At 62.0% G+C, this 21,688-nt stretch carries 20 protein-coding genes; 5 read left to right on the top strand and 15 right to left on the bottom strand.

Going from position 1 to position 21,688, the window contains the following annotated elements:
* Positions 1–54: 54 nt before the first annotated feature.
* From ACM6G4_RS00780 to paaF, 14 genes are all read right to left on the bottom strand, one after another.
* Positions 55–1,308 carry an OprD family porin gene (locus tag ACM6G4_RS00780; RefSeq protein WP_414912801.1) on the bottom strand — a complete coding sequence of 418 codons (1,254 nt, stop codon included), beginning with the start codon at positions 1,306–1,308 and terminating at the stop codon, positions 55–57.
* Positions 1,309–1,342: 34 nt separating this feature from the next.
* Positions 1,343–2,989, bottom strand: a complete 1,647-nt coding sequence (locus tag ACM6G4_RS00775) for a cation acetate symporter (RefSeq protein ID WP_056722557.1) — start codon at positions 2,987–2,989, stop codon at positions 1,343–1,345.
* Positions 2,986–3,294 carry a DUF485 domain-containing protein gene (locus ACM6G4_RS00770; RefSeq protein ID WP_046042846.1) on the bottom strand — a complete coding sequence of 103 codons (309 nt, stop codon included), beginning with the start codon at positions 3,292–3,294 and terminating at the stop codon, positions 2,986–2,988. Before ACM6G4_RS00770 ends, ACM6G4_RS00775 begins: the two co-directional genes overlap by 4 nt.
* Before the next feature lie 126 nt (positions 3,295–3,420).
* Positions 3,421–4,497 (bottom strand): 1,2-phenylacetyl-CoA epoxidase subunit PaaE, encoded by a 1,077-nt coding sequence (gene paaE / locus ACM6G4_RS00765; protein WP_056722555.1) that lies wholly within the window; start codon positions 4,495–4,497, stop codon positions 3,421–3,423.
* A 34-nt stretch (positions 4,498–4,531) separates the two neighbouring features.
* Complete coding sequence (gene paaD, locus ACM6G4_RS00760) at positions 4,532–5,065, bottom strand: 1,2-phenylacetyl-CoA epoxidase subunit PaaD (RefSeq protein WP_056722553.1); 534 nt, start codon at positions 5,063–5,065, stop codon at positions 4,532–4,534.
* A complete protein-coding gene (gene paaC / locus ACM6G4_RS00755) occupies positions 5,052–5,813 on the bottom strand; it encodes a 1,2-phenylacetyl-CoA epoxidase subunit PaaC (RefSeq protein ID WP_414912800.1) in 762 nt (253 codons plus the stop codon). Before paaC ends, paaD begins: the two co-directional genes overlap by 14 nt.
* 8 nt (positions 5,814–5,821) lie before the next feature.
* Positions 5,822–6,103, bottom strand: a complete 282-nt coding sequence (gene paaB, locus ACM6G4_RS00750; protein WP_007943393.1) for a 1,2-phenylacetyl-CoA epoxidase subunit PaaB — start codon at positions 6,101–6,103, stop codon at positions 5,822–5,824.
* A 132-nt stretch (positions 6,104–6,235) separates the two neighbouring features.
* On the bottom strand, positions 6,236–7,225 hold the full coding sequence (gene paaA, locus ACM6G4_RS00745; protein ID WP_414912799.1) for a 1,2-phenylacetyl-CoA epoxidase subunit PaaA: 990 nt from the start codon (positions 7,223–7,225) through the stop codon (positions 6,236–6,238).
* A 947-nt stretch (positions 7,226–8,172) separates the two neighbouring features.
* Entirely contained in the window at positions 8,173–9,498 is a 1,326-nt protein-coding gene (paaK, locus tag ACM6G4_RS00740) for a phenylacetate--CoA ligase PaaK (protein WP_056722547.1), read from the bottom strand.
* Between the two features lie 99 nt (positions 9,499–9,597).
* Complete coding sequence (gene pcaF / locus ACM6G4_RS00735; protein WP_414912798.1) at positions 9,598–10,809, bottom strand: 3-oxoadipyl-CoA thiolase; 1,212 nt, start codon at positions 10,807–10,809, stop codon at positions 9,598–9,600.
* Positions 10,802–11,251, bottom strand: a complete 450-nt coding sequence (paaI, locus tag ACM6G4_RS00730; RefSeq protein WP_409078891.1) for a hydroxyphenylacetyl-CoA thioesterase PaaI — start codon at positions 11,249–11,251, stop codon at positions 10,802–10,804. The genes pcaF and paaI overlap by 8 nt, the downstream gene beginning before the upstream one ends.
* Entirely contained in the window at positions 11,244–12,761 is a 1,518-nt protein-coding gene (gene paaH, locus ACM6G4_RS00725) for a 3-hydroxyacyl-CoA dehydrogenase PaaH (RefSeq protein WP_414912797.1), read from the bottom strand. Before paaH ends, paaI begins: the two co-directional genes overlap by 8 nt.
* Positions 12,762–12,764: 3 nt before the next feature.
* Positions 12,765–13,556: a 2-(1,2-epoxy-1,2-dihydrophenyl)acetyl-CoA isomerase PaaG gene (gene paaG / locus ACM6G4_RS00720; protein WP_414912796.1), complete on the bottom strand. Its 792-nt coding sequence runs from the start codon at positions 13,554–13,556 to the stop codon at positions 12,765–12,767.
* A gap of 51 nt (positions 13,557–13,607) precedes the next feature.
* Positions 13,608–14,381, bottom strand: coding sequence for a 2,3-dehydroadipyl-CoA hydratase PaaF (gene paaF / locus ACM6G4_RS00715; protein ID WP_414912795.1), 774 nt, complete (start codon positions 14,379–14,381; stop codon positions 13,608–13,610).
* A gap of 349 nt (positions 14,382–14,730) precedes the next feature.
* On the opposite strand from paaF, the gene paaY reads away from it, so the two are divergent.
* The 3 genes from paaY (at position 14,731) to feaR (ending at position 17,406) form a co-directional block, all read left to right on the top strand.
* A complete protein-coding gene (gene paaY / locus ACM6G4_RS00710; protein WP_414912794.1) occupies positions 14,731–15,327 on the top strand; it encodes a phenylacetic acid degradation protein PaaY in 597 nt (198 codons plus the stop codon).
* A 139-nt stretch (positions 15,328–15,466) separates the two neighbouring features.
* Entirely contained in the window at positions 15,467–16,390 is a 924-nt protein-coding gene (gene paaX, locus ACM6G4_RS00705) for a phenylacetic acid degradation operon negative regulatory protein PaaX (protein WP_008003007.1), read from the top strand.
* 101 nt (positions 16,391–16,491) lie between these two features.
* Entirely contained in the window at positions 16,492–17,406 is a 915-nt protein-coding gene (gene feaR / locus ACM6G4_RS00700; protein WP_414912793.1) for a transcriptional regulator FeaR, read from the top strand.
* 93 nt (positions 17,407–17,499) lie between these two features.
* Here the strand turns inward: feaR and tynA are convergent, their stop codons facing one another.
* Positions 17,500–19,788: a primary-amine oxidase gene (gene tynA, locus ACM6G4_RS00695; RefSeq protein WP_414912792.1), complete on the bottom strand. Its 2,289-nt coding sequence runs from the start codon at positions 19,786–19,788 to the stop codon at positions 17,500–17,502.
* A 233-nt stretch (positions 19,789–20,021) separates the two neighbouring features.
* On the opposite strand from tynA, the gene ACM6G4_RS00690 reads away from it, so the two are divergent.
* Together ACM6G4_RS00690 and ACM6G4_RS00685 are read left to right on the top strand one after the other, a co-directional pair.
* Positions 20,022–20,522 (top strand): sigma-70 family RNA polymerase sigma factor, encoded by a 501-nt coding sequence (locus ACM6G4_RS00690; protein ID WP_056722530.1) that lies wholly within the window; start codon positions 20,022–20,024, stop codon positions 20,520–20,522.
* A 145-nt stretch (positions 20,523–20,667) separates the two neighbouring features.
* Entirely contained in the window at positions 20,668–21,651 is a 984-nt protein-coding gene (locus ACM6G4_RS00685; protein ID WP_414912791.1) for a FecR family protein, read from the top strand.
* Positions 21,652–21,688 lie beyond the last annotated feature (37 nt).

Genomic DNA, 21,688 nt, shown 5'->3' with positions numbered 1-21,688 from the left:
TTGCTCCTGGTTATGAAGGGGTGTGGCGCGGCCTCGACCGCGCCATTCGGGGGATTACCAAAGCGCCAGGGTGTAGCCGACGATCAGCCGGTTTTCATCCAGGTCGGTCGTCAAGCCATTGCCGGAACGGAAGGTCACGTTGCGCCAGCGCAGGCTGACGTTCTTGAACACACCGCTCTGGATGACGTAGTTGATATCGGTGTCGCGCTCCCATTCGCTGCCGTTGTCGACCCTGCCCGCGTTGACATGTCTGCCGTCGGTGTAGCGGGTCATGAAGGTCAGGCCGGGAATGCCTTGCGCCGCGAAGTCATAGTCGTAACGCAGCTGCCAGGAATCCTCGTCGGCGCGGGTAAAGGTGTTGAAGGTCACCAGGTTGACCACGTACGGATCGCCGCCGTTGAGGAACGGAAAGGCGCTGTCGCCGGACAATTGCTGGTAGGCGGCACTGACCTTGTGGGCACCGTGGGACACCGTGAACATGCCGTTGAAGTTGCGGTTGTCGATGCGCCCGGCCCGTTCGGCGCCGTCGCCCCGGCTGTCGAAATAACGCAGGTCGCTGCGCAGGTTGAAGCCGTTGCCCAGCGGTTGCGTATGCACCAGTCCGGCGAATTGCTGGCGATAGATCTGGTCGAGCTTGCCGTAGTAGTAGCTCAGGTTCAGCTGCGGACTGAACGCGTAGCTGCCGCCACCGAAGTCGAAGCTGTCGCTGGTGGCGGCGGCGTAGCCGATGTCATCGTTGCTGGAGGAGTCGCGCAGGTTGGCCTTGGTCAGGCGTCCGGCATTTACCGTCAGGCCGTCGATTTCCTGGCTGGTCAGCAAGCCACCTTCAAAGGTCGAGCTCAACAAGCGTGTGTCGTTGTAGGTCACCACTGGCAACAAGGGTTGCAGGGTGCCGAGCTTCAACAGGCTTTTGGAGACCCGCAATTTGCCGGTCAGGCCCAGTTCGCTGTAATTGTCGTCGGGCTCATGGCTCTGCGGGCCGAACGGCAGCAGGCCGGTACCACGGCGGTCCGGGCTGGAGTCGAGCTTGAGCCCCAGCTCCCCCAGTGCGTCGAGACCGAAACCGAAGGTGCCGTCGGTGAACCCGGACTCAATGCGCGCAGTGAATCCCTGGGCCCATTCTTCGGCCTTGGATTGCGGCGCGTTGTCCTGACGGAAGTCACGGTTGATGTATTGGTTGCGCATATCAATACGGGCCTTGCTGTCGCCGATGAAGTCGGCCATGGCGCTGGGGGCGATCATGGGCAGAGTCAATGCGGCGGCCAGTGAAAACAGTGATGGGTAAGACGTGGTACGTGCGGGTGTCATTATTTTTATTCCCTGCCAACTGTTCGGTCGTCGTTTAGTGTTTGCTGGCGCCGGTGGCACCGATGCCGGTCATCGAGCGGATGAACTGCGCCAGATAACGGCCACGCTCAAGGGCTGCACGGGGCGAGGTGTCGGTGACGGAAAACAGCCATGCACTGAAGAACGCCAGGCTCATGGAAAACAGTGCCGGGTTGGAGTACGGGAACAGCGCCTTGTCGTGATGCATCACGTTGACCCACACCGCGGGGCTCAGCACCAGCAACACAATCGCCGAAACCAGTCCGGACAGACTGCCGAGGACCGCGCCGCGGGTGGTCAGGCCTTTCCAGTACATCGAGAGGAACAGCACCGGGAAATTCACCGACGCGGCGATGGCCAGCACCAGGCCCGAGAGGAAGGCGATGTTCTGCGATTCGAACAGCAGGCCGAGGATGATCGCCAGCACACCGATGCATAGGGTGGCGATTCGCGACACGCGCATCTCTTGCTGCTCGCTCGCCTGGCCCTTGCGCATCACGCAGGCATACAGGTCGTGGGACACGGCCGAGGCGCCGGACAGCGCCAGCCCGGCAACCACCGCCAGGATGGTGGCGAAGGCGACGGCCGAGATGAAGCCGAGGAACAGGTTGCCGCCTACTGCCTGGGCCAGGTGCACGGCGATCATGTTGCCGCCGCCGATGATCGCGCCGCTGGCGTCACGGAACGCCGGATCGGTGCCGACCATGACGATGGCGCCGAAGCCGACGATGATCAGCAGCAAGTAGAAGTAGCCGATGAAACCGGTGGCGTAGAACACGCTTTTACGCGCTTCCCTGGCATCGCTGACGGTGAAGAAGCGCATCAGGATGTGCGGCAGGCCGGCGGTGCCGAACATCATGCCCAGCCCCAGGGAAATCGCGTCGATCGGGTTGGACAGCAAACCGCCGGGGGCCATGATCGCGTTGCCCTTGGCATGCACGGCGGTGGCACCGGCAAACATCGCCTCAGTGCTGAAACCGAAGTGCTTGAGCACCATGAACGCCATGAAGCTGGTGCCGAACAACAGCATCACCGCCTTGATGATCTGCACCCAGGTGGTGGCGAGCATGCCGCCGAAGGTCACGTAGAACACCATCAACACGCCGACCAGCATCACCGCATAGAGGTAGTCGATGCCGAACAGCAACTCGATCAGCTTGCCGGCGCCGACCATTTGCGCCACAAGGTACATCAGGGCCACGGTCAGGGTGCCGAAGGCCGAGGTCAGGCGCACCGGGGTCTGTTCCAGGCGATAGGAAACCACGTCGGCAAAGGTGTACTTGCCCAGGTTACGCAGGCGTTCGGCAATCAGGAACAGGATGATCGGCCAGCCGGCCAGCACGCCCAAGGCGTAGAGCAAACCGTCGTAGCCATTGAGGAACATCATCGCGGAGATGCCGAGGAACGAGGCTGCCGAGATCATGTCGCCGGCAATCGCCAGGCCGTTCTGGAAACCGGTCATGCCGCCGCCAGCGGTGTAAAAGTCGCTGGTTGAGCGGGTGCGAAGTGCCGCCCAGCGAGTGACGCCAAGGGTGAACAGTACGAACACCAGGAACATGCCGATGGCGTTCCAGTTCAGCGGACGGGACGCGCCGTCGGCAGCCATCGCAACATCAGTGACAGCCGCCAGCGGCAGCAGGAACAGTGCAAGAAGGCGGTTCATCGGGCGCACTCCTGCTTGAGTTTTTCATTCAGCGGGTCGATCACGTTGTTGGCGCGATAGACATAGAACCCGGTCAGTGCAAAGGCCAGCCCGACGATGACGACACCCACCAGCATGCCCACGGTGGTCACGCCGCCGCTCAAGGATTGGCCGAGGGTAGAAGGGGAGAAAGCCACCAACAGCACGAAGCCGTAGTAAATCACCAGCATGGCCAGGCTCAGTGACCAGTACAGCTTCTGTTTACGGCGAACCAGCTGGATGAAATCCGGGTGCTGGCGAATGAGTTCTACTTCCTGGGGTGTCATGACGCGCGCTCCTTTGTTGTTTTTGTTTTGGGTGAAACGGTTGAAAAGATCGCAGCCTGCGGCAGCTCCTACACAGGCATCCGGGCAAGCACATCCCGTGTAGGAGCTGCCGAAGGCTGCGATCTTTCAGAGCTGATCGAAATCCAGCACCACCTTGTCGCTGATCGGGAAGGCCTGGCACGACAGCACGTAGCCGGCGGCCACTTCGTAGTCTTCCAGGGCGTGGTTGCTGTCCATTTCCACTTCGCCTTCGATGACCTTGCACTTGCAGGTCGAGCACACGCCGGCCTTGCACGAGTAGGGCAGTTCCGCACCTTGCTCGTTGCCCGCTTCGAGGATGCTCATGCTGTTGCGCGGCAGGTCGAAGGCCAGGGCGCGGCCGTCGCTGATCACGGTGATCTGGCTGACCGCCGCATCCACTTGCCGGGCGGCTTCGCGGGCGGCGCGTTTTTGCTCGCTGCCGGCGGCGGCGAACAGTTCGAAATGGATGCGCTCAGGTTGCATGCCCTTGGCCTTGAGGCTGTCGCGCACGGTCTCGGTCATTTCCTGCGGGCCGCAGATGAATGCCGCGTCGAGGGCTTTGACGTCGAGCCAGCGGCTGAACAGTTGCTCGCACTTGTCGGCGTTGATCCGGCCGTTGTACAGGTCGACATCCTGCTGCTCGCGGCTGAACACGAAGATCAGGTTCAGGCGTTGCAGGTAGCGGTTTTTCAGGTCTTCGAGCTGCTCGCGGAACAGCGCGCCGGAGCTGGAGCGGTTGCCGTACAGCAGGGTGACGCGGCTGTGGGGCTCGGTTTGCAGGGTGGTCTTGATGATCGACAGGATCGGCGTGATGCCGCTGCCCGCCGCCACGGCCAGGTAGTTGCCATGGCGTGCCGGGTCGAGTTCGACGCAGAAGTGCCCGGCCGGTGGCATCACTTCCAGGGTGTGTCCGGCTTTCAGCTGTTCGTTGGCAAACGCCGAGAAGCGTCCGCCGGTGACACGTTTGACGGCAATGCGCAGTTCACCGTCGTTGACCCCGGTGCAGATCGAATAGGAGCGACGTACTTCTTCGCCGTCCAGTTGGGTGCGCATCACCAGGTGCTGGCCCTGGGTGAAGTGGAAGCTGTCCTGCAAGTGCTGCGGAATCTCGAAGGCGATGGACACCGCGTCACGGGTCTCGGCGCGCACGTCCTTGATGGTCAGGCTGTGAAATTTGCTCATTGTTGTTCTCCAGCTGGGACGGCCGATTCGCCGCTCAGATGCACTTGAAATAGTCGAACGGTTCCCGGCAATCGACGCAGCGGTACAGCGCCTTGCAGGCGGTGGAGCCGAACTGGCTGAGGACCTCGGTGTGGGCGCTGCCGCATTGCGGGCACACAACCTGCGGGCTTTCGCCGAGCAGGCTGCGTTTGCTGGTGCTGCCCTCGGGCGGTGCGATGCCGTAGGCGCGCAGGCGTTCGCGACCGCTGGCGCTGATCCAGTCGGTGGTCCAGGCCGGGGTCAACTTGCGCTCCAATTGCGGCGCCTTGAATCCGGCGAGTTCCAGCGCTTCGCGGATGTCGCTCTCGATCACTTCGGTGGCGGGGCAACCGGAGTAGGTCGGCGTGACCACCACGTGCAGGTGGCCGGCCTGCCAGTCCAGGTCCCGGACGATGCCCAGGTCGACCACGCTGACCACGGGCACTTCCGGGTCCATGACCTCCGCCAGAATCGCCCACGCGGCAGCCAGGTCGGTCGGTTGAGCCGGCCGGGCACCGAGGTCGCTGGCGATCAGCTCACCAGGTTGCATCGGGGTACGCTCGTGGCAGGAACTGCATTTCGGCCAGCAGGATGCCCAGGTGTTCGGTGTGCAGGCCCTTGCGTGCATTCAGATAGAAGTAGTTCGGCGCCGCAGGAACGGGCAGGGTAGCGCTGGTGAAAATCTGCTCGACCTTGGCTTGCCACTGGGCGGCCACGCTGGCGATGTCCGGGGTGATGCCGGCTTCGCACAAGTGCTGCTCGCTGGCATCAAAGGCGATCAGTTCGACGGTGAAGCGCCAGACTTCGGGGATGGCCGCGAGCATGCGCTTGTGGCTTTCCTCGGTGCCGTCACCCATACGCTCGATCCACTCGCCGGAGCGGCGCAGGTGGTAAGTCACTTCCTTCACCGCCTTGGCGGCGATCCCGGCAATGCGTTCGTCGCTGGACTGGCTCAGGCCCTGCAGCACCGGCAGATGCCAGGCGTCATACAGGAACTGCTTGAGCATGGTCACCGCGAAGTCGCCGTTGGGTTGTTCCACCAGCAGCAGGTTGCGATAGGCGCGCTCGTCGCGACGGAACGCCAGGTGATCGGCATCGCGGCCGTCGTCCAGCAATTCGGCGGCGTATTCCAGCCAGTTGCGCGCCTGGCCCACCAGGTCGAGGCCGACGTTCATCAGCGCCAGCTCTTCTTCCAGCGCCGGGGCCTTGCCGCACCATTGGCACAGGCGCTGGCCCTGGATCAGGGCGCTGTCGCCGAGGCGCAGCAGGTATTCGATCAGATCAGTCTTGTTGTCCATGGTCGACCTCACATGTGCCCGACTTCGGCCGGCAGCTCGTAGAAGCTGGCGTGGCGGTAGACCTTGTCGTCCGACGGATCGAACAGCGGGTCTTTTTCGTCTGGCGACGAGGCGGTGATCAATGCCGAAGGCACCACCCACAGGCTCACGCCTTCGCTGCGACGGGTGTAGAGCTCGCGGGCGTTCTCGATGGCCATGGTGGTGTCGGCGGCATGCACGCTGCCGACGTGCTTGTGGTTGAGGCCGTGCTTGCTGCGCACGAAGACTTCGAAGAGGGTCCACTCGGACATTTCAGTTACTCCACATCGATTGCTTCTGTAGGAGCTGCCGCAGGCTGCGATCTTTTGGCGGCTTCGAAACCGCTGAAGATCAAGATCAAAAGATCGCAGCCTTCGGCAGCTCCTACAGGGGGGCGGATTGCCTTATGCGGCGTTCTTGTTTTGTTTTTTGCGGGCGTGGGCGACGGCGGCTTCACGGACCCAGGCACCGTCTTCAATCGCCTTGCGGCGGGTGGCGACGCGTTCCTGGTTGCACGGGCCGTTGCCCTTGAGCACTTCGTAGAATTCGTTCCACTGGATTTCGCCGAAGTCGTAATGACCGCGTTCGGCGTTCCATTTCAGGTCCGGGTCGGGGCAGGTGCAGCCCAGCAGCTCCAGTTGCGGGATGGTCTGGTCGATGAAGCGCTGGCGCAGTTCGTCGTTGCTCTGGCGCTTGATTTTCCAGGCCATGGACTGGGCACTGTTCGGCGAGTGTTCGTCGCTCGGGCCAAACATCATCAGCGACGGCCACCACAGGCGGTTGATCGCGTCCTGGACCATGTCTTTTTGCGCCTGGTTGCCGTGGCGCATCATGGTCAGGAGGATTTCGTAGCCCTGGCGCTGGTGGAAGCTCTCTTCCTTGCAGATGCGGATCATCGCCCGGGAGTACGGGCCGTAGGAGGTGCGCTGCAGCACCACCTGGTTGACGATCGCCGCGCCATCCACCAGCCAGCCCACCGCGCCCATGTCGGCCCAGTTCAGCGTCGGGTAATTGAAGATGCTCGAGTACTTGGCCTTGCCGCTGTGCAGCTTGGCGACTTCTTCATCGCGGTCGGCGCCCAGGGTTTCCATGGCGCTGTACAGGTACAGGCCGTGGCCGGCTTCGTCCTGGATCTTGGCCATCAGTTGCAGTTTGCGTTTGAGCGACGGCGCGCGGGTGACCCAGTTGCCTTCGGGCAGCATGCCGACGATTTCGGAGTGGGCGTGCTGGGAGATCTGCCGGATCAGGGTCTGGCGATAGGCATCTGGCATCCAGTTCTTGGCTTCGATCTTGATTTCTGAATCGATTTTTTCCTGGAAGGCGCGTTCCTGTTCGGACATCTCCGAGAGGTCCTTGATGCGCTTGACGCCGGTTTCTACGAGCTGTGCGTACATTTTTGAGTTCCCGCCTTGAATCTGTTCTGGGGCATGGGGAACTTTATAAGCGATACAGAATTTAATATCAAACACAAAATGACGTGTCGTATTTGTTTTTTGTATCGCTTTGGGGGTGGTGGTTCTTTGGGAGGGGTACATATCCGTTTCTTGGGTAGCAGCGGCTGGCGGTTTCGCCCTTACGGCGACTTACTTTTTTTACAAGCGCCTAAAAAAAGTAAGCAAAAAAACGCTCGCCCCGAACGTACGGCCCCTCGCTAAGGCTCGGGGTTCCTTCGCTCCGGCATTCATCCGGGGGGCATCGCCTCCGGTCGGCTTCGCTCGACCTCCTCTCGATGTGTTCGGCTGCGCCGAACGGCGCTGCGCGCCCACCCCCGGATGAACGCCTCCGCTCAGCCTTCCGAGGGGGCGGGTGGATCAAGGTCAAGAGCGGCAGGCGAGCTAACGCTCGGCCTGATGAGTGGTGAAGAGCGACGCGGTGGTGTGGGCTGCTCTGTCTTTGTTCTTCTGTAGGAGCGAGCCTGCTCGCGAAGGCGGCCTGCCAGCCGACCAGTTGCATCACAGGTGAACGAACCCCGCGATCAGGCCGGCCGGTAGGCCGCCTCGCTTTGGCTTTGGCTTTTGATCTTCTTGCCCCCTCGTGAGGCCGAGTGGAGGTTCTGCGCAGTGGGCAACCCGGCATGGATGCCGGGTTAGCTGCCGCCGGCCATGGATGGCCGATGGCGGCGGGCCCACGGAGCAGGACCGGAGCGAGGGCATGCCGAGCCTAGGCGAGGCACCGAATGTCAGGGGCAAGAGCCCTTGGTTACTTGGGGCTTTTCCAAGTAACCCGCTGTAAGAGCGGAACCATTAGCGGCCGTTACCGAAGAAACGGAAATACACACGAAACTCAAAACCAAAACCCAAAAAAAACCCCGCAAAAAGCGGGGCCATAAAGGGTGCAGCAGTCATGCTTTAGGACGTTTATCCAGCACGTGGCAAGCCTTGCCCTCCGACCGTTTGATCGAATGAAACGGCTGCAAAACAATCCGCGAACTGATCCCGATGTACGTCTTGATGTGCTTGCTCAACTCCCCGCAAACAGCCTTCTGCTGTTCATCGGTCAGGTGCTGGTGCTCAGCCTTGAGCTCGACATGCACATCCACACTGTCCAGGTTGCCATTGCGATACAGATGAATCTCATAGCACTCGGCAAGTTGTTTGACTTTCAGAACCTGTTCCTCGATCTGCGTCGGAAACACGTTGACCCCGCGGATGATCAGCATGTCATCGCTGCGCCCGGTGATTTTGTCGATGCGTCGCATCGGCCGTGCGGTGCCCGGCAGCAGGCGCGTCAGGTCGCGGGTGCGGTAGCGGATCATTGGCAGGGCTTCTTTGCTCAGGGAGGTGAACACCAGTTCGCCCATCTGCCCGTCCGGCAGCACTTCGCCGGTGACCGGGTCGATGATTTCCGGGTAGAAGTGGTCTTCCCAGATGGTCGGGCCGTCCTTGGTTTCCGCGCATTCCATGGCGACACCTGGCCCCATGATTTCCGACAGGCCGTAGATGTCCAGGGCGGTGATGCCCAGGCGTTGTTCGATGGCGCTGCGCAGTTCGGCGGTCCACGGCTCGGCGCCGAAGATGCCCAGGCGCAGGGCCAGTTTGTGCGGGTCGATGCCCTGGCGCTCGATTTCATCGGCGATGTTGAGCATGTAGGACGGCGTGACCATGATGATGTCCGGCTGGAAATCCTTGATCAGTTGCACCTGTTTTTCGGTCTGGCCACCGGACATCGGAATTACCGTGCAACCCAGGCGTTCGGCGCCGTAGTGCGCGCCGAGGCCGCCGGTGAACAGGCCGTAGCCATAGGAAATGTGCACCTTGTCGCCACGTCGGCCACCGCCAGCGCGGATCGAGCGCGCCACCACGTTGGCCCAGGTGTCGATGTCGTTCTGGGTGTAGCCGACCACGGTGGGTTTGCCGGTGGTGCCGCTGGACGCGTGCAGGCGCACGATGTCGTGCATCGGCACGGCAAACATGCCATAGGGGTAGTTGTCCCGCAGGTCGGACTTGGTGGTGAAAGGGAATTTCGCCAGGTCGTCCAGGGACTTGATGTCGTCCGGGTGCACGCCCAACGCATCGAAACGCTGACGGTACAGCGGCACGTTGTTGTAGGCGTGGTTCAGGCTCCAGCGCAGGCGCTCCAGCTGATGCTGGCGCAACTCGTCGATGCTGGCGGTTTCCAGCGGGTCCAGCACAGGATCCAGCACGGCTTTGGCTATTGGCATGTTCATGTGTTCACTCGAATTGTTTTTGTGTTCCAGCCCTTTTGCACAAGGGCTTTGAGTGCATGCCCCAAGGATACCTCTCGGCTCTTTGGGAATCGCGATTCTTTAGTGGGATAGACGCTCGATGATCAGCGCGATCCCCTGGCCTACACCGATGCACATGGTGCACAGGGCGTAGCGGCCGTTACGTTCTTCCAGTTCGTGCAGGGCAGTAGTGACCAAACGTGCGCCGCTCATGCCCAGTGGATGGCCCAGGGCGATGGCGCCGCCGTTGGGGTTGACCCGTGGATCGGTGTCGCTCAGGCCCAGTTCGCGCAGCACCGCCAGGCCTTGTGCGGCGAAGGCTTCGTTGAGTTCGATCACGTCCATGTCGGCCAGGCTCAGGTTGGCCACCTCCAGCACCTTGCGGGTGGCCGGCACCGGGCCGATGCCCATGATCCGTGGTTCAACGCCGGCAGTGGCCATGGCCACGACCCGGCCACGGGCGGTCAGGCCGTGGCGTTTGGCGACTTCCGGGCTGGCCAGCAGCAGGGCGCAGGCCCCGTCGTTGACTCCGGAGGCGTTGCCGGCGGTGATGCTGCCGCCTTCGCGGAACGGCGTGCCGAGTTTGGCCAACTGTTCAAGGGTGGTGTCGCCACGCGGGTGTTCGTCGTGCTCGACCACTTTGGCCGGGCCTTTGCGCTGGGGGATTTCCACCGCGACGATTTCCCTGGCCAGACGTCCGTTGGCCTGGGCAGCGGCAGCGCGTTGCTGGCTACGCAGGGCGAACGCATCCTGATCGGCCCGGGAGATGTTGAACTGTTCGGCGACGTTCTCTGCCGTTTCCGGCATGGAGTCGATGCCGTAGGCCTTTTTCATCAGTGGATTGACGAAGCGCCAGCCGATGGTGGTGTCGAAGATCTCGGCCGCACGGGAAAACGCCTGCTCGGCCTTGCCCATCACCAGCGGCGCGCGGGACATGGATTCGACGCCGCCGACCAGCATCAACCCGGTTTCGCCGCTGCGAATCGCCCGGGCGGCGGTGCCGATGGCATCCAGCCCGGAGCCGCACAGGCGATTGAGGGTGGTGCCCGGCACGCTGACCGGCAACCCGGCCAGCAACGCCGACATGCGCGCGACGTTGCGGTTGTCTTCGCCGGCCTGGTTGGCGCAGCCGTAGATCACGTCGTCGACCGTGTTCCAGTCCACTTGCGGGTGACGGCGCAGCAGTTCGCGCAGCGGCACCGCGCCGAGGTCGTCGGCGCGCACGCCGCTCAAGACACCGGCGTAACGGCCAATCGGGGTCCGGACGGCGTCGATGATCAGGGCGTCATTCATTGGGAGTCTCCTGCGCCAGCACCGGGCCGCGCACTTTGTAGGATTTGCCATGGAACAGGGCGATCAATTGGCCCTGCTGGTTTTCGATGCGCACGTCATAGTTGCCGGTGCGCCCGGAACGGCTCTGCTCGATGCAGTCGGCGTTCAGCGTGTCGCCCAGGCGCGCCGGAGCGATGTAGTCGATGCTGCAGCCGATGGCCACGGTGGCTTCGTTGTAGCTGTTGCAGGCGAAGGCGAATGCCGAGTCGGCGAGGGCGAACAGGTAGCCGCCGTGGCAGGTGCCGTGGCCCTGGACCATGTCGGCGCGCACGGTCATGCCCACTCGCGAGCAACCGGGGCCGGCCGAGAGCAGGCGCATGCCCATGGCCTGGCTGGCGGCGTCGCGCTGGAACAGCGATTGCGCGCATTCACTGGCCAGGGTCATGGATTCATGGTTAGTCATGGAATGTTCTCCCTTCGGCGACGCGACGGCGCAGCAGCAGCGACGGCCGGTAGCGTTCTTCGCCATAACTGGCTTGCAGGTTTTCCAGCGTTTCAAGCATGTGCGACAGGCCAATGGCATCGGCCCAGGCCAGTGGCCCTTGCGGATAATTGACCCCGGCGCGCATGGCCAGATCGATGTCGGCGGCCGAGGCCACGCCTTGCAGCAAGGCGTCGGCGGCTTCGTTGGCGAGCATCGCCACGGTACGCAGGACGGCGAGGGCCGGGCTGTCGCTGAGCAGGCTGACCTTGAGGCCGGCCCGTTGCAGCAGGGCAACGCCTTGTTCGAGGGCCTGCGGATCAATGCCTGCCGCATGGCTGATGGCGATGCGTTTGGCATTGCCGTAATCGAACGCCAGGTCCAGCAGGATCAGATTGCGCAGCCCGTCTTCGCGAGCCCGCTGGCAGGCCATGCGCCCGTCGCTCAAGGCCAGCACGGCATCACCGACCCGCAGCAAGCCTTGGCCGTCGCGCTGGACGATCTCGACGCCTTGTTCATGCAAGCGTGGGAGCAAGCCTTTGGCGATACCGAGGTCGCCTTCCACGGCACAAACCCCGACCTTTGCAGCGCTGCTGATTTCAGTGGCGTGCGGGCGCTCCGCGCCTTGGGCGTAGCTGTAGAAACCCTGGCCGCTCTTGCGTCCCAGGCGCCCGCCGTCCACCAGTTCTTTCTGGATCAGCGACGGCAGGAAACGCGTGTCTTGGTAATAGGCGTCGAACACCGAGCAGGTCACGGCGTAGTTGACGTCGTGGCCGATCAAATCCGTCAGTTCGAACGCGCCCATGGCAAAACCACCGGCTTCGCGCATCAGCGCATCCAGGGTCGGGCAATCGACCGCGCCTTCCTGCAACAGACGCAGACTTTCGGCATAGAACGGCCGGGCCACGCGGTTGACGATAAAACCCGGCGTTGAACGGGTGTGCACCGGTTTTTTGCCCCAGGCCCTGGCGGTGTCGTACAGGCACTCGGCGAGTGTCGGATCGCTGGCCAGGCCGCAGACCACTTCCACCAACGCCATCACCGGTGCCGGGTTGAAGAAGTGCAGGCCGAGCAGGCGTTGTGGATGCTCAAGCTGCGCGGCGATGCTGGTGATCGACAGCGACGAGGTGTTGCTGGCGAGGATGCAATGCTTGCCACAGATGCCTTCGAGCTGGCGGAACAGCGCGCGCTTGACCTCGAGGTTCTCGACGATGGCTTCGATGATCAGATCGCAATCGGCCAGGACTTCGATGGCTTCCACCGCTTGCAGGCGGGCGACGGTTGCGCTGCGCGACTCGGCCGACAGCTTGCCGTTCTCGACTCGCTTGCCCAGTTGGCGATCAATGCCTTCAATCGCTTGAGCAGCAGCGCAAGGACGATTGTCCAGCAGCAATACCGGATGGCCGGCCTGGGCCGCGATCTGGGCGATACCGGCACCCATGGCCCCGGCGCCGATCACGGCGATGCGTGCGTTGGTGTTCAGTGCGCTCATGACTCAGCGCCCCTTGAAACTTGGGGTGCGTTTTTCCATGAAGGCACCGACGCCTTCACGGTAGTCCTCGCTGCGCCCGGCCAGGCGTTGCAGGTCTTTTTCCAGCTCAAGCTGTTCGTCGAAGCTGTTGCTCAGGCTGGCGTTGAGGCTGCGCTTGATCAGCGCCAGGCCGTAGGTCGGCTGGGTCGCCAGGTGGCGGGCCAGTTTCAGCGCTTCGTCGCGCAAATCGGCGTCGTCCACACACTGGTAGATCAAGCCCCATTGCTCGGCTTGTTCGGCGCTAAGGCGATTGCCCAGCAGTGTCAAAGCCTTGGCCCGAGCCATGCCGACAAGACGCGGCAGGGTCCAGGTGCCGCCGGAATCCGGGATCAGGCCGATCTTGCAGAACGCCTGGATGAAACTGGCCGAACGTGCCGCCAGTACCAGATCGCAGGCCAGCGGAATGTTGGCGCCAGCCCCGGCCGCCACACCGTTGACCGCGCAGATCACCGGCAGCGGCAGGTCGCGCAACTGGCGGATCAACGGGTTGTAGAACTTCTCGATGGACTCGCCCAGGTCCGGCACGGCGCTGCCCGGCGCGACATTGCGGTCGCTCAGGTCTTGCCCGGCGCAGAAGCCGCGCCCTTCACCGGTCAGCAGCAGTACGCGCACGCCCGGGTTCTGCCGCACTTGCTTGAGCGCTTCCTTCACTTCGCCGTGCATCTGGGTGTTGAAGCTATTGAGCTGTTCCGGCCGATTGAGGCTGAGCAGCGCGACGCCGGCGTCGATGGAAAACAGGATGTGTTCGAAGTTCATGGTCTTGGCGTTCTCTTGGCAGTCGTTCGAATTCGGATGTCAGTGGCCGCTTTATTGCCCGGTGAAAGTCGGGCTGCGTTTTTCCTGGAAGGCTGCAATGCCCTCGTCGCGGTCGCGGGTGCCGGCCAGCACGGTGAAGGCGTGGCGCTCGAAACGCAGACCGCTGGCCAGGTCGGTGTCCATGGCCTTGAGCAGTGCTTCCTTGGCCAGGCGCACCGCCAACGGTGCCTTGGCCGCAATGCTGCGGGCGATGTGCAGGGCGCGCTCGACGGTGAATTCCGGCTGGGTGACTTCGCTGACCAGGCCGGCGCGCTGGGCCTGGCGGGCGTCGATCGGTTCGCCGGTCAGCACCATTTGCATGGCCATGGATTTGCCGACGGCACGCAGCAGGCGTTGGGTGCCACCGGCGCCGGGCATGATTCCGAGGTTGATTTCCGGCTGGCCGAAGCGGGCGTCTTCACCGGCAATGATGATGTCGGCGTGCATCGCCAGTTCGCAGCCACCACCGAGGGCGAAGCCGTTGACCGCGACGATCAGCGGTTTGCTGAAGCGGGTGATGGTTTGCCACGAAGCCTGGCGCGGGTCGTCGAGGATGCCGACCAGGTTGCGCTCGGCCATTTCCTTGATGTCGGCACCGGCGGCGAAGGCCTTGCGGCTGCCGGTAAGGACCACGGCCCGGGTGTCGGGGTCGGCTTGGGCGATGTTCAGTTCAGCGGCCAGCTCGCCCAGCAACTCGGTGGTCAGGGCGTTCAGGGCTTGCGGGCGCTGCAGGGTAATCAGGCGGACGCCAGGCTCGATCAATTCGACGGCAAGGGTCAGAGGCATGGCGGATGCTCTCACGGTGCACGCTCGGCGTGGTGCCGGCTCGTTATTGGATCGGCCGCAGGGGGCCGGTTTTGCCCAAGTATAGCTATAACGTGATACGTAAATGCAATACAAAAATAGATTTAATGTGTCTTATTGCTGATGGTTTTGATTTTAAGGCTTTCTGCTTAAAGGTGGTGGATAGCGGGTTTTACCTCGAAAACATTGGGTTTTATGGCGATTTTAGGGGCGCACGGGTATTCGTCGGAAAGGTGCGTTTCAAGTGATACGGTTTTTAGTCTTTGTGCTGTTAAAAGTGATGTGATACAAGATGAGTCATTATTTGCATCGCTTTGTGAAGGAAGCTTCCATGACCTGCTACAGCCTTGATGGCCTGACTCCGGTGGTTGATCCGAGCGCTTATGTGCACCCGTCCGCCGTATTGATCGGTGACGTGATCATCGGCCCCCATTGCTATGTCGGTCCGCTGGCCAGTCTGCGCGGTGACTTCGGGCGGATCGTGCTGGAGGAGGGCGCCAACCTGCAGGACACTTGCGTGATGCACGGTTTTCCCGACAGCGACACCGTGGTCGAACGCAACGGCCACATCGGCCACGGCGCGGTGCTGCACGGTTGCCGGATCGGCGCCGATGCGCTGGTGGGCATGAATGCGGTGGTGATGGACAACGCCCGGATCGGCCCGCGTTCATTCGTTTCGGCGGCGGCGTTCGTCAAGGCCGGTTTCGAATGCCCGGAGCAGTCGCTGGTCATGGGCGCACCGGCCAGCATCAAGCGCAGCCTCAGCGATCAGGAAGTGGCATGGAAACAGGCCGGCACCCGGGAATATCAGCAACTGGCCCAGCGTTGCCTGACGCAGATGCAGGTCTGCGAACCGCTGAGCGAACCGGAGCCTGATCGCCCGCGGATCAGTGACAGTGGGTTGCGGCCAAAGGACAGTACCTCATGAACACCACCCCTGTAGGAGCTGCCGAAGGCTGCGATCTTTTGATCTTGATCTTTCAAAAAACAAAATCAAAAGATCGCAGCCTTCGGCAGCTCCTACGGAGTTTCGGTATATTCCTTTTCTTTTTTCCCACGGAACGCCCATGTCGTCCCTGACTCCCTTGAACCATCTGATTACCCGCTTCCAGGAGCAGACGCCGATCCGCGCCAGCTCCTTGATCATCACGTTGTACGGGGATGCCATCGAACCCCATGGCGGCACTGTGTGGCTGGGCAGCCTGATTCAGTTGCTCGAGCCCATCGGCATCAACGAGCGGCTGATCCGTACCTCTATTTTCCGCCTGACCAAGGAAGGCTGGCTGACCGCCGAGAAAGTCGGTCGTCGCAGTTACTACAGCCTGACCGGCACCGGTCGCCGCCGTTTCGACAAGGCCTTCAAGCGGGTCTACAGCACCACGATGCCGGCCTGGGATGGTTCCTGGTGCCTGGTGATGCTCTCGCAGCTGACCCAGGACAAACGCAAACAGGTGCGCGAGGAGCTGGAGTGGCAGGGCTTCGGCGCGATATCGCCGGTGGTACTGGCCTGTCCGCGCAGCGACCGTTCCGACGTCAACGCGACCCTGCTCGACCTCGGCGTCCAGGAAGACACCATCGTCTTCGAAACCACCGCCCAGGACGTACTGGCCTCCAAGGCCCTGCGCCTGCAAGTGCGCGAGAGCTGGAACATCGAGGAGTTGGCGGCGCACTACAGCGAGTTCATCCAGCTGTTCCGACCGCTATGGCAAGCCCTGCGCGAGCAGGAAAACCTGCAACCGGCCGACTGTTTCCTGGCGCGGGTGCTGTTGATTCACGAGTACCGCAAGCTGCTGCTGCGCGACCCGCAACTGCCGGATGAGTTGCTGCCCGGCGATTGGGAAGGCCGCGCCGCCCGCCAGTTGTGCCGCAACATTTACCGTTTGATCTATGCCAAGGCCGAAGAATGGCTGAACGCCGCGCTGGAAACGGCCGACGGCCCGTTGCCGGATGTGGGTGAAAGCTTCTATCGGCGTTTTGGCGGACTGAAATAGCACGTCATTGTTCAGGGAATGGTGCGGTTCAGGAGACTCGAAGCATCCGATGTCGTGTGGATTGACGTAGACAATAAAAATAAGCCTGCGTGAGGCCTGACATGATTTCTACAACAGCACAGCGCCATGATGGGTTCGACCAGTGGATCCATCAGATCAACCAGATCTGTGGCGCCTTCAACGCACAACCCCTGGGCAGCGAATTTGCCGGGCGCATCCGCGAATACCAGAGCGATGCGCTCAAGCTCAGTTTCGTCGACGCGTGCCAGGCGCGTTTGTACCGTACGCCCCAGGAGGTCGCGGCGGGCGAGGGCGGCAAGTATTTTGCGGTGTTCCAGCTCGAAGGCACAGCGGGCATGGCCCAGGGCGACGACAAGGTCTTGCTGTCCCCCGGCGACATCACGCTGATCGATGCCGCGCGGCCCAGCGACTTCACCTACGGCGAAAACTCCCGGCAGTTGTCGCTGATCCTGCCGTATCAACTGGTCGAGCAAACCCTGCGCTTCAATCAGGTCAAGTGCGGCCACCGGATCGCCGCCACATCGCCCATTGCAATGCTCTCGCACCGGCTGATCCTTGATGCCACCCGCCAGCAGCACCTGACCCGCCAGGAAAGCGAAGCGACCCTGGAAGCGATTGTCAGCCTGCTGCGCCCGGCGATCAGCCAGGCCGACGACAGCAGCGACTCCCATGAGCGGATCTTCCGCAAGACGCTGACCTGCATCGACGAAAATATTCGCTCCGAAGACCTGTGCCCGGAATGGCTGGCGCGGGAAGTCGGCATGTCCACCCGTGGCCTGTACCGGATGTTTGCCAAGAAAGGATTGGTGGTGGCGCGCTACATCAAGAACCGACGCCTGGATTTGTGCGCCGAATCCCTGCGCCGGTCAGGCAAGGAGGAGAAGTTGTCGGTGCTGGGGTATTCGTGGGGGTTTTCTGATTCGAGCTACTTTTCCACCGCGTTCAAGTCGCGCTTCGGCATTGCGCCGGGGGAGTATCGCAAGCGGCATGGTTGAAGTTTAAAAGATCGCAGCCTTCGGCAGCTCCTACATTGATGGTGTGTAAACCCGATCCTGTAGGAGCTGCCGAAGGCTGCGATCTTTTTGTGTTTACTTCGGCGAGCTGAGGTTCAACGTCGGCGTTTCATCGAAGAAGTTCCACGGTTTGAGCAGCACATGCACCCACTCGGTCGGCATGATCGGCCATTCCTCGGCGCGGGCGATGTGGGTGGTGCCGGTGGTCAGCCAGACCACATCGTCGGTGTTCTCGATGGAGTGGTTGTCCTGGGTGAACTGCCCCAGGCCCGAGTCCTTGTCCGAGCGGTTCGGGTACTTGCCTTCCGGGTACTTTTCCTCGGGGTTGTATTGCGTCACCCACAGCTGCTTGTCCATGAAGCTGAGGCGGTGGTAGAGCCATTCGTCCTGGCCGAAGTTGGCGCCCTTGGCCACCGGGTGGGTGCCGCCGGCATAGGGAATCAACTGATAGGAAACCGGGTTGCCGACCTTGTTCTCCTTGCTGAAGTTGGTCAGCAGGCGCACGGTCGACGGATCGAATTTCTGCGCCGCCTGTTGCTCGGTTGTGACGACTTTGGTTTCGGTCTGCATGGTGCTGGTGCGCGGGCCGCCACGGTCGTTCGGCAACACGACCGGGTTCACTTCCACCAGTGAGTTTTGCTCGCCGTCCACGTCCATGTCGAGGCGGAAGTTGTAGATGTGCTGGTGCGTGGTGCCGACGATGTTGTGGTCCAGCAGGGTACCGTAGCGCGTGTCTTCCCTGGCGGTGTCTTCGTGCATGCTTTTGGACTTCACGCCCTTGACCGCTTCGATGCCGGTGGCGCCGGCGTCGATGCCGATAGTGCCGTTCTGCTGGAACACCCAGTCGAAGATGTAGTCGTAGTTGCCCACGGTGCTGATCCAGCGCACCACCAGTTCACGGCGCTCGGTGCTGAGGTTGGGCTGGCCCATTTCCTGGTGTTTGTATTCGGGGCCGGCGTAGCGCTCGAACACCGCCATGGCGCGCGGGATCGCGGTCGGTGCGCCGGTGTAGTCGGCGATGGTCGCGTCCAGCAGCACGGCGTTTTGCGGGGCGTCTTTGCCACGGGCAATCGGTGACGTCAGGGTGCCCATGCCGTAGTCGCCGGAGTCGAGGTAGGCCTTGAAGTACCAGCCGACGTCCGGGTCGCCGTAAGGCACGATCATGCCGCCCAGCGAACCTTCGTACATGATTTTGCGCTTCTTGCCCTTGTCGTCGTAGGTGACGGTGGACAGGATAGGGCCGACCCGCGAATCGAGGCGAACGTGGAAGTCCCAGTTCTGCCAGTGAATGCTGTTGCCGCTGATGGTGTAGTTCTTGCCCTCGGGCTCGATGATTTCCAGCGGTTTGACTGCCACGCCCTGGCGTCCGCGCCCGTCATAAGGCGTGGGTTTCATCGGCACCGGAATGAGCGCTTCGTCTTCGATCTTGATCAGCTTTTTCTGTTCCAGGTCGACAATCGCCACCAGGCCCTCGATCGGGTGCGCCCAGTAGTTGCCGTCACCGGTGTTGAGGTAGCTGACGATTTTCAGCAGGCGCTTGTCCTGCGCCAGGCCGTCCTTGCCGTCGAAGTAGCCGACGGTCAACGGCGTGGCCACGACCTTTTTCACGTCGTCGATGCCGCGCTTGGCCAGGGCCTGGGCGTATTCCGGGCTGGTCTCGACGGCGGTTTGCACCGTTGCGAAATCGTCCAGCAGCACCATGCCGTGGGCGCCCTCGATCGGTTTCCAGGATTTGAGTTCTTTCTTGTCGAGGTCGACCAGGGCTTCGATCACGTGCTTGCCGTCGAGCACCACGATTGAGGCCTCACGCGCCTGGGCGACGTTCTGCCCGGTGAAGACGAAGTTCCACACCTGATCCTTCGGCGGCTCCTTGACCGAGACTTCGGTGAAGCGGAAACCGGGCTTGTAGTTTTCCGATTTCCTGACGATGTCCACGGCCGTGTTGATTTCGGCTGCACTCAGGGGATTGAGCGGGTTGGGGCGGGTCTCGACGACGAAGGTCTTGTCCAGCCCGGACTGGAACACCTGGTTGATAAAGTCCTTGGACATGAACGCCGTATGGTCCTTGAACACCACCGGCACCGTCAGCTCGATACGCTTGCCGTTGAGCATCGCCACTTTGCTGTCGGGCTTGACCCTGAGGTAGACCCCGTCCTTGGCAATGGTGAACAGATTGGCGTAATCGTCCCATTTCACCGTGGCGCCAAACTCCTCAAGGCCCGCTTGCAGCGGCACCATTTCGGCTTGACCGCCGTGGGCCTGGGCAGGGTTCGCCCAGAAAGGCAAACCGAGGGTGCTCAGGGTGATGGCCAGGGCCAGACGGGCAAGCGGTGTTCTTTTGGGCGACGCTTTGGGGCTGAACATGGGTGAATTCCTGGGGAAAAGCCGGGTACGGGCACTCCTGCACTCTGTTACAACCCGTCAATGGCTGCTTTTGAATGCCTGCCAGATTTCTTTGGTTGCGTGCCGGGATCCAGCTTTCCTGACGAAATGCACAATGGCAAGGGGACAAAGTGCCTGGCTGCGGAGCCGCAAAGCATTGCTTCGAGTTAATAGGAAGCATTACTATTCACGCCCCGTCTCCACAGCACGCCGCAATGACCCTCAAGCTGCCCCGCAGACACGGCTTTTTCGAGCATTACGAAGAGTTGGTTGGCACCTGGACCCGTCGCCTGAGGAATCGTCAGCAGGCCGAGGACCTGGCCCACGACACCTTCGTGCGGGTGCTTGAGTCCGATTCGGCGGTGGTGCAACAGCCCCGGGCGTATTTGCACCAGACCGCGCGCAATATTGCCGTGGATGGTTATCGGCGTGAGGACCGGCGGGGCGCCATGGAGTCGGAGGCGATTGATCTCAGTGAGTCGCCGACCGGCGACCCGGAGCATTTCATGCATGCGATCCAGCTGGCTGATTCCATCGAGCAGGCGCTCACCGAGTTGCCGGTCAACTGCCGCAAGGTGTTTGTCTGGCAGAAAATCGAGGGCCTGACCCAGGCAGAAATCGCCGAACGCCTGGGGCTGTCCAGGAACATGGTGGAAAAGTATATGATCCGCACGCTTCGGCACCTGCGTGATCGCCTTGAAGGACTGCAATCATGATGTGTGGTGGCTTGCGTAGGAGCTGCCGAAGGCTGCGATCTTTTGATCTTCAGCGGTCTCAAAGCAGCCAAAAGATCGCAGCCTGCGGCAGCTCCTACACCAGGATGCGGCGTGAATTCTCCTCCCCAGCCAAACAGGAACTTCCATGATGGATACTCGTGATTGTGCGTGCGGGCAGACAGCGGTTCGCGATGACGCGGCGCAGTGGTTTGTGCGTTTGCAGGAGCCTGTTGTGGATGTCGAAGTGCGGCACCGGTTTGAGCTCTGGCTGGACCAACACCCCCAGCACCGCAACGAATTCGAAGTGCTCCAGGGCTTGTGGAGTGCCGCCGACCTGGTGCCGGCCGCGCGTTTGCAGGCCCTGTGTGAAACTCCGCCGGTGCTGAAAAAACCTCGTCCGGTGCTGCGCTATGCGGTGGCCGCCAGCGTGCTGGCCGTGGCGCTCGGCCTGGGCTTGTTCAGCGGCCTGAATTATCCGGTGCCTTACACCGCCGAGTTTTCAACAGCCCTGAATGAGCGCCGCCATGTGGCGTTGCCGGACGGCTCGGTGGTCGACCTGGACAGCCGCAGCCGGATCCAGGTGCGCTTTGAAAAGGATCGCCGCAACGTCGAATTGACTGCAGGCGAAGCGATGTTCAGCGTCGAGCATGACACCAGCCGACCCTTTGTTGTCGCGGCGGGCAGCGGCAAGGTCACGGTCACCGGCACCCGCTTCGACGTGCGCCATGGCGCCCGCGAAACCCGGGTGGTGGTGGAGCAGGGCACCGTCAAGGTTCAAGGGCACGACGCGGGCGATAACGATTTCATCAATCTGACGGCGGGCCTTGGCACCCACGTCGATGCCCAGGGCAGAGTTGCCGCCGCTTATGCCGTCAACCCGACGGAAATGACCGCGTGGCGCAGCGGCAAACTGGTGTTCAACAACGCCAGCCTCGCCGATGTCGCCGAGCAGGTCTCGCGCTATCGCGAGAAGCCGCTCAAGGTCGCCAGCGCAGCGGTGGGCGATCTGCGCCTGACCAGCGTGTTCAAATCCGACAACACCGATGCGCTGCTCAAGGCCTTGCCGAGCATCCTGCCGGTGGCCGTGCGCACCCTTGGCGATGGCAGCCAGGAAATAATTTCAAAATAAAATTCAGGTTTTTTTCGAGTTCATCGTCTTCCTGTTC

Source organism: Pseudomonas sp. IT-P258, assembly GCF_949767825.1.
Classification (GTDB): Bacteria; Pseudomonadota; Gammaproteobacteria; order Pseudomonadales; family Pseudomonadaceae; genus Aquipseudomonas; species Aquipseudomonas monachiensis.
Note: the sequence above shows the minus strand (reverse complement) of the source record. Positions and strands in the feature narration are given on the sequence as shown.

Bases quoted from the DNA above. Each gene is read 5' to 3' on its own strand.
- paaF (WP_414912795.1), bottom strand. From the start codon at position 14,381: ATGCCTCTGACCCTTGCCGTCGAATTGATCGAGCCTGGCGTCCGCCTG.
- pcaF (WP_414912798.1), bottom strand. From the start codon at position 10,809: ATGAATGACGCCCTGATCATCGACGCCGTCCGGACCCCGATTGGCCGT.
- paaY (WP_414912794.1), top strand. From the start codon at position 14,731: ATGACCTGCTACAGCCTTGATGGCCTGACTCCGGTGGTTGATCCGAGC.
- feaR (WP_414912793.1), top strand. From the start codon at position 16,492: ATGATTTCTACAACAGCACAGCGCCATGATGGGTTCGACCAGTGGATC.
- ACM6G4_RS00780 (WP_414912801.1), bottom strand. From the start codon at position 1,308: ATGACACCCGCACGTACCACGTCTTACCCATCACTGTTTTCACTGGCC.
- ACM6G4_RS00690 (WP_056722530.1), top strand. From the start codon at position 20,022: ATGACCCTCAAGCTGCCCCGCAGACACGGCTTTTTCGAGCATTACGAA.
- paaA (WP_414912799.1), bottom strand. From the start codon at position 7,225: ATGTACGCACAGCTCGTAGAAACCGGCGTCAAGCGCATCAAGGACCTC.
- paaD (WP_056722553.1), bottom strand. From the start codon at position 5,065: ATGCAACCTGGTGAGCTGATCGCCAGCGACCTCGGTGCCCGGCCGGCT.
- paaK (WP_056722547.1), bottom strand. From the start codon at position 9,498: ATGAACATGCCAATAGCCAAAGCCGTGCTGGATCCTGTGCTGGACCCG.
- paaE (WP_056722555.1), bottom strand. From the start codon at position 4,497: ATGAGCAAATTTCACAGCCTGACCATCAAGGACGTGCGCGCCGAGACC.
- paaH (WP_414912797.1), bottom strand. From the start codon at position 12,761: ATGAGCGCACTGAACACCAACGCACGCATCGCCGTGATCGGCGCCGGG.
- tynA (WP_414912792.1), bottom strand. From the start codon at position 19,788: ATGTTCAGCCCCAAAGCGTCGCCCAAAAGAACACCGCTTGCCCGTCTG.
- ACM6G4_RS00685 (WP_414912791.1), top strand. From the start codon at position 20,668: ATGATGGATACTCGTGATTGTGCGTGCGGGCAGACAGCGGTTCGCGAT.
- paaG (WP_414912796.1), bottom strand. From the start codon at position 13,556: ATGAACTTCGAACACATCCTGTTTTCCATCGACGCCGGCGTCGCGCTG.
- ACM6G4_RS00775 (WP_056722557.1), bottom strand. From the start codon at position 2,989: ATGAACCGCCTTCTTGCACTGTTCCTGCTGCCGCTGGCGGCTGTCACT.
- ACM6G4_RS00770 (WP_046042846.1), bottom strand. From the start codon at position 3,294: ATGACACCCCAGGAAGTAGAACTCATTCGCCAGCACCCGGATTTCATC.
- paaB (WP_007943393.1), bottom strand. From the start codon at position 6,103: ATGTCCGAGTGGACCCTCTTCGAAGTCTTCGTGCGCAGCAAGCACGGC.
- paaC (WP_414912800.1), bottom strand. From the start codon at position 5,813: ATGGACAACAAGACTGATCTGATCGAATACCTGCTGCGCCTCGGCGAC.
- paaI (WP_409078891.1), bottom strand. From the start codon at position 11,251: ATGACTAACCATGAATCCATGACCCTGGCCAGTGAATGCGCGCAATCG.
- paaX (WP_008003007.1), top strand. From the start codon at position 15,467: ATGTCGTCCCTGACTCCCTTGAACCATCTGATTACCCGCTTCCAGGAG.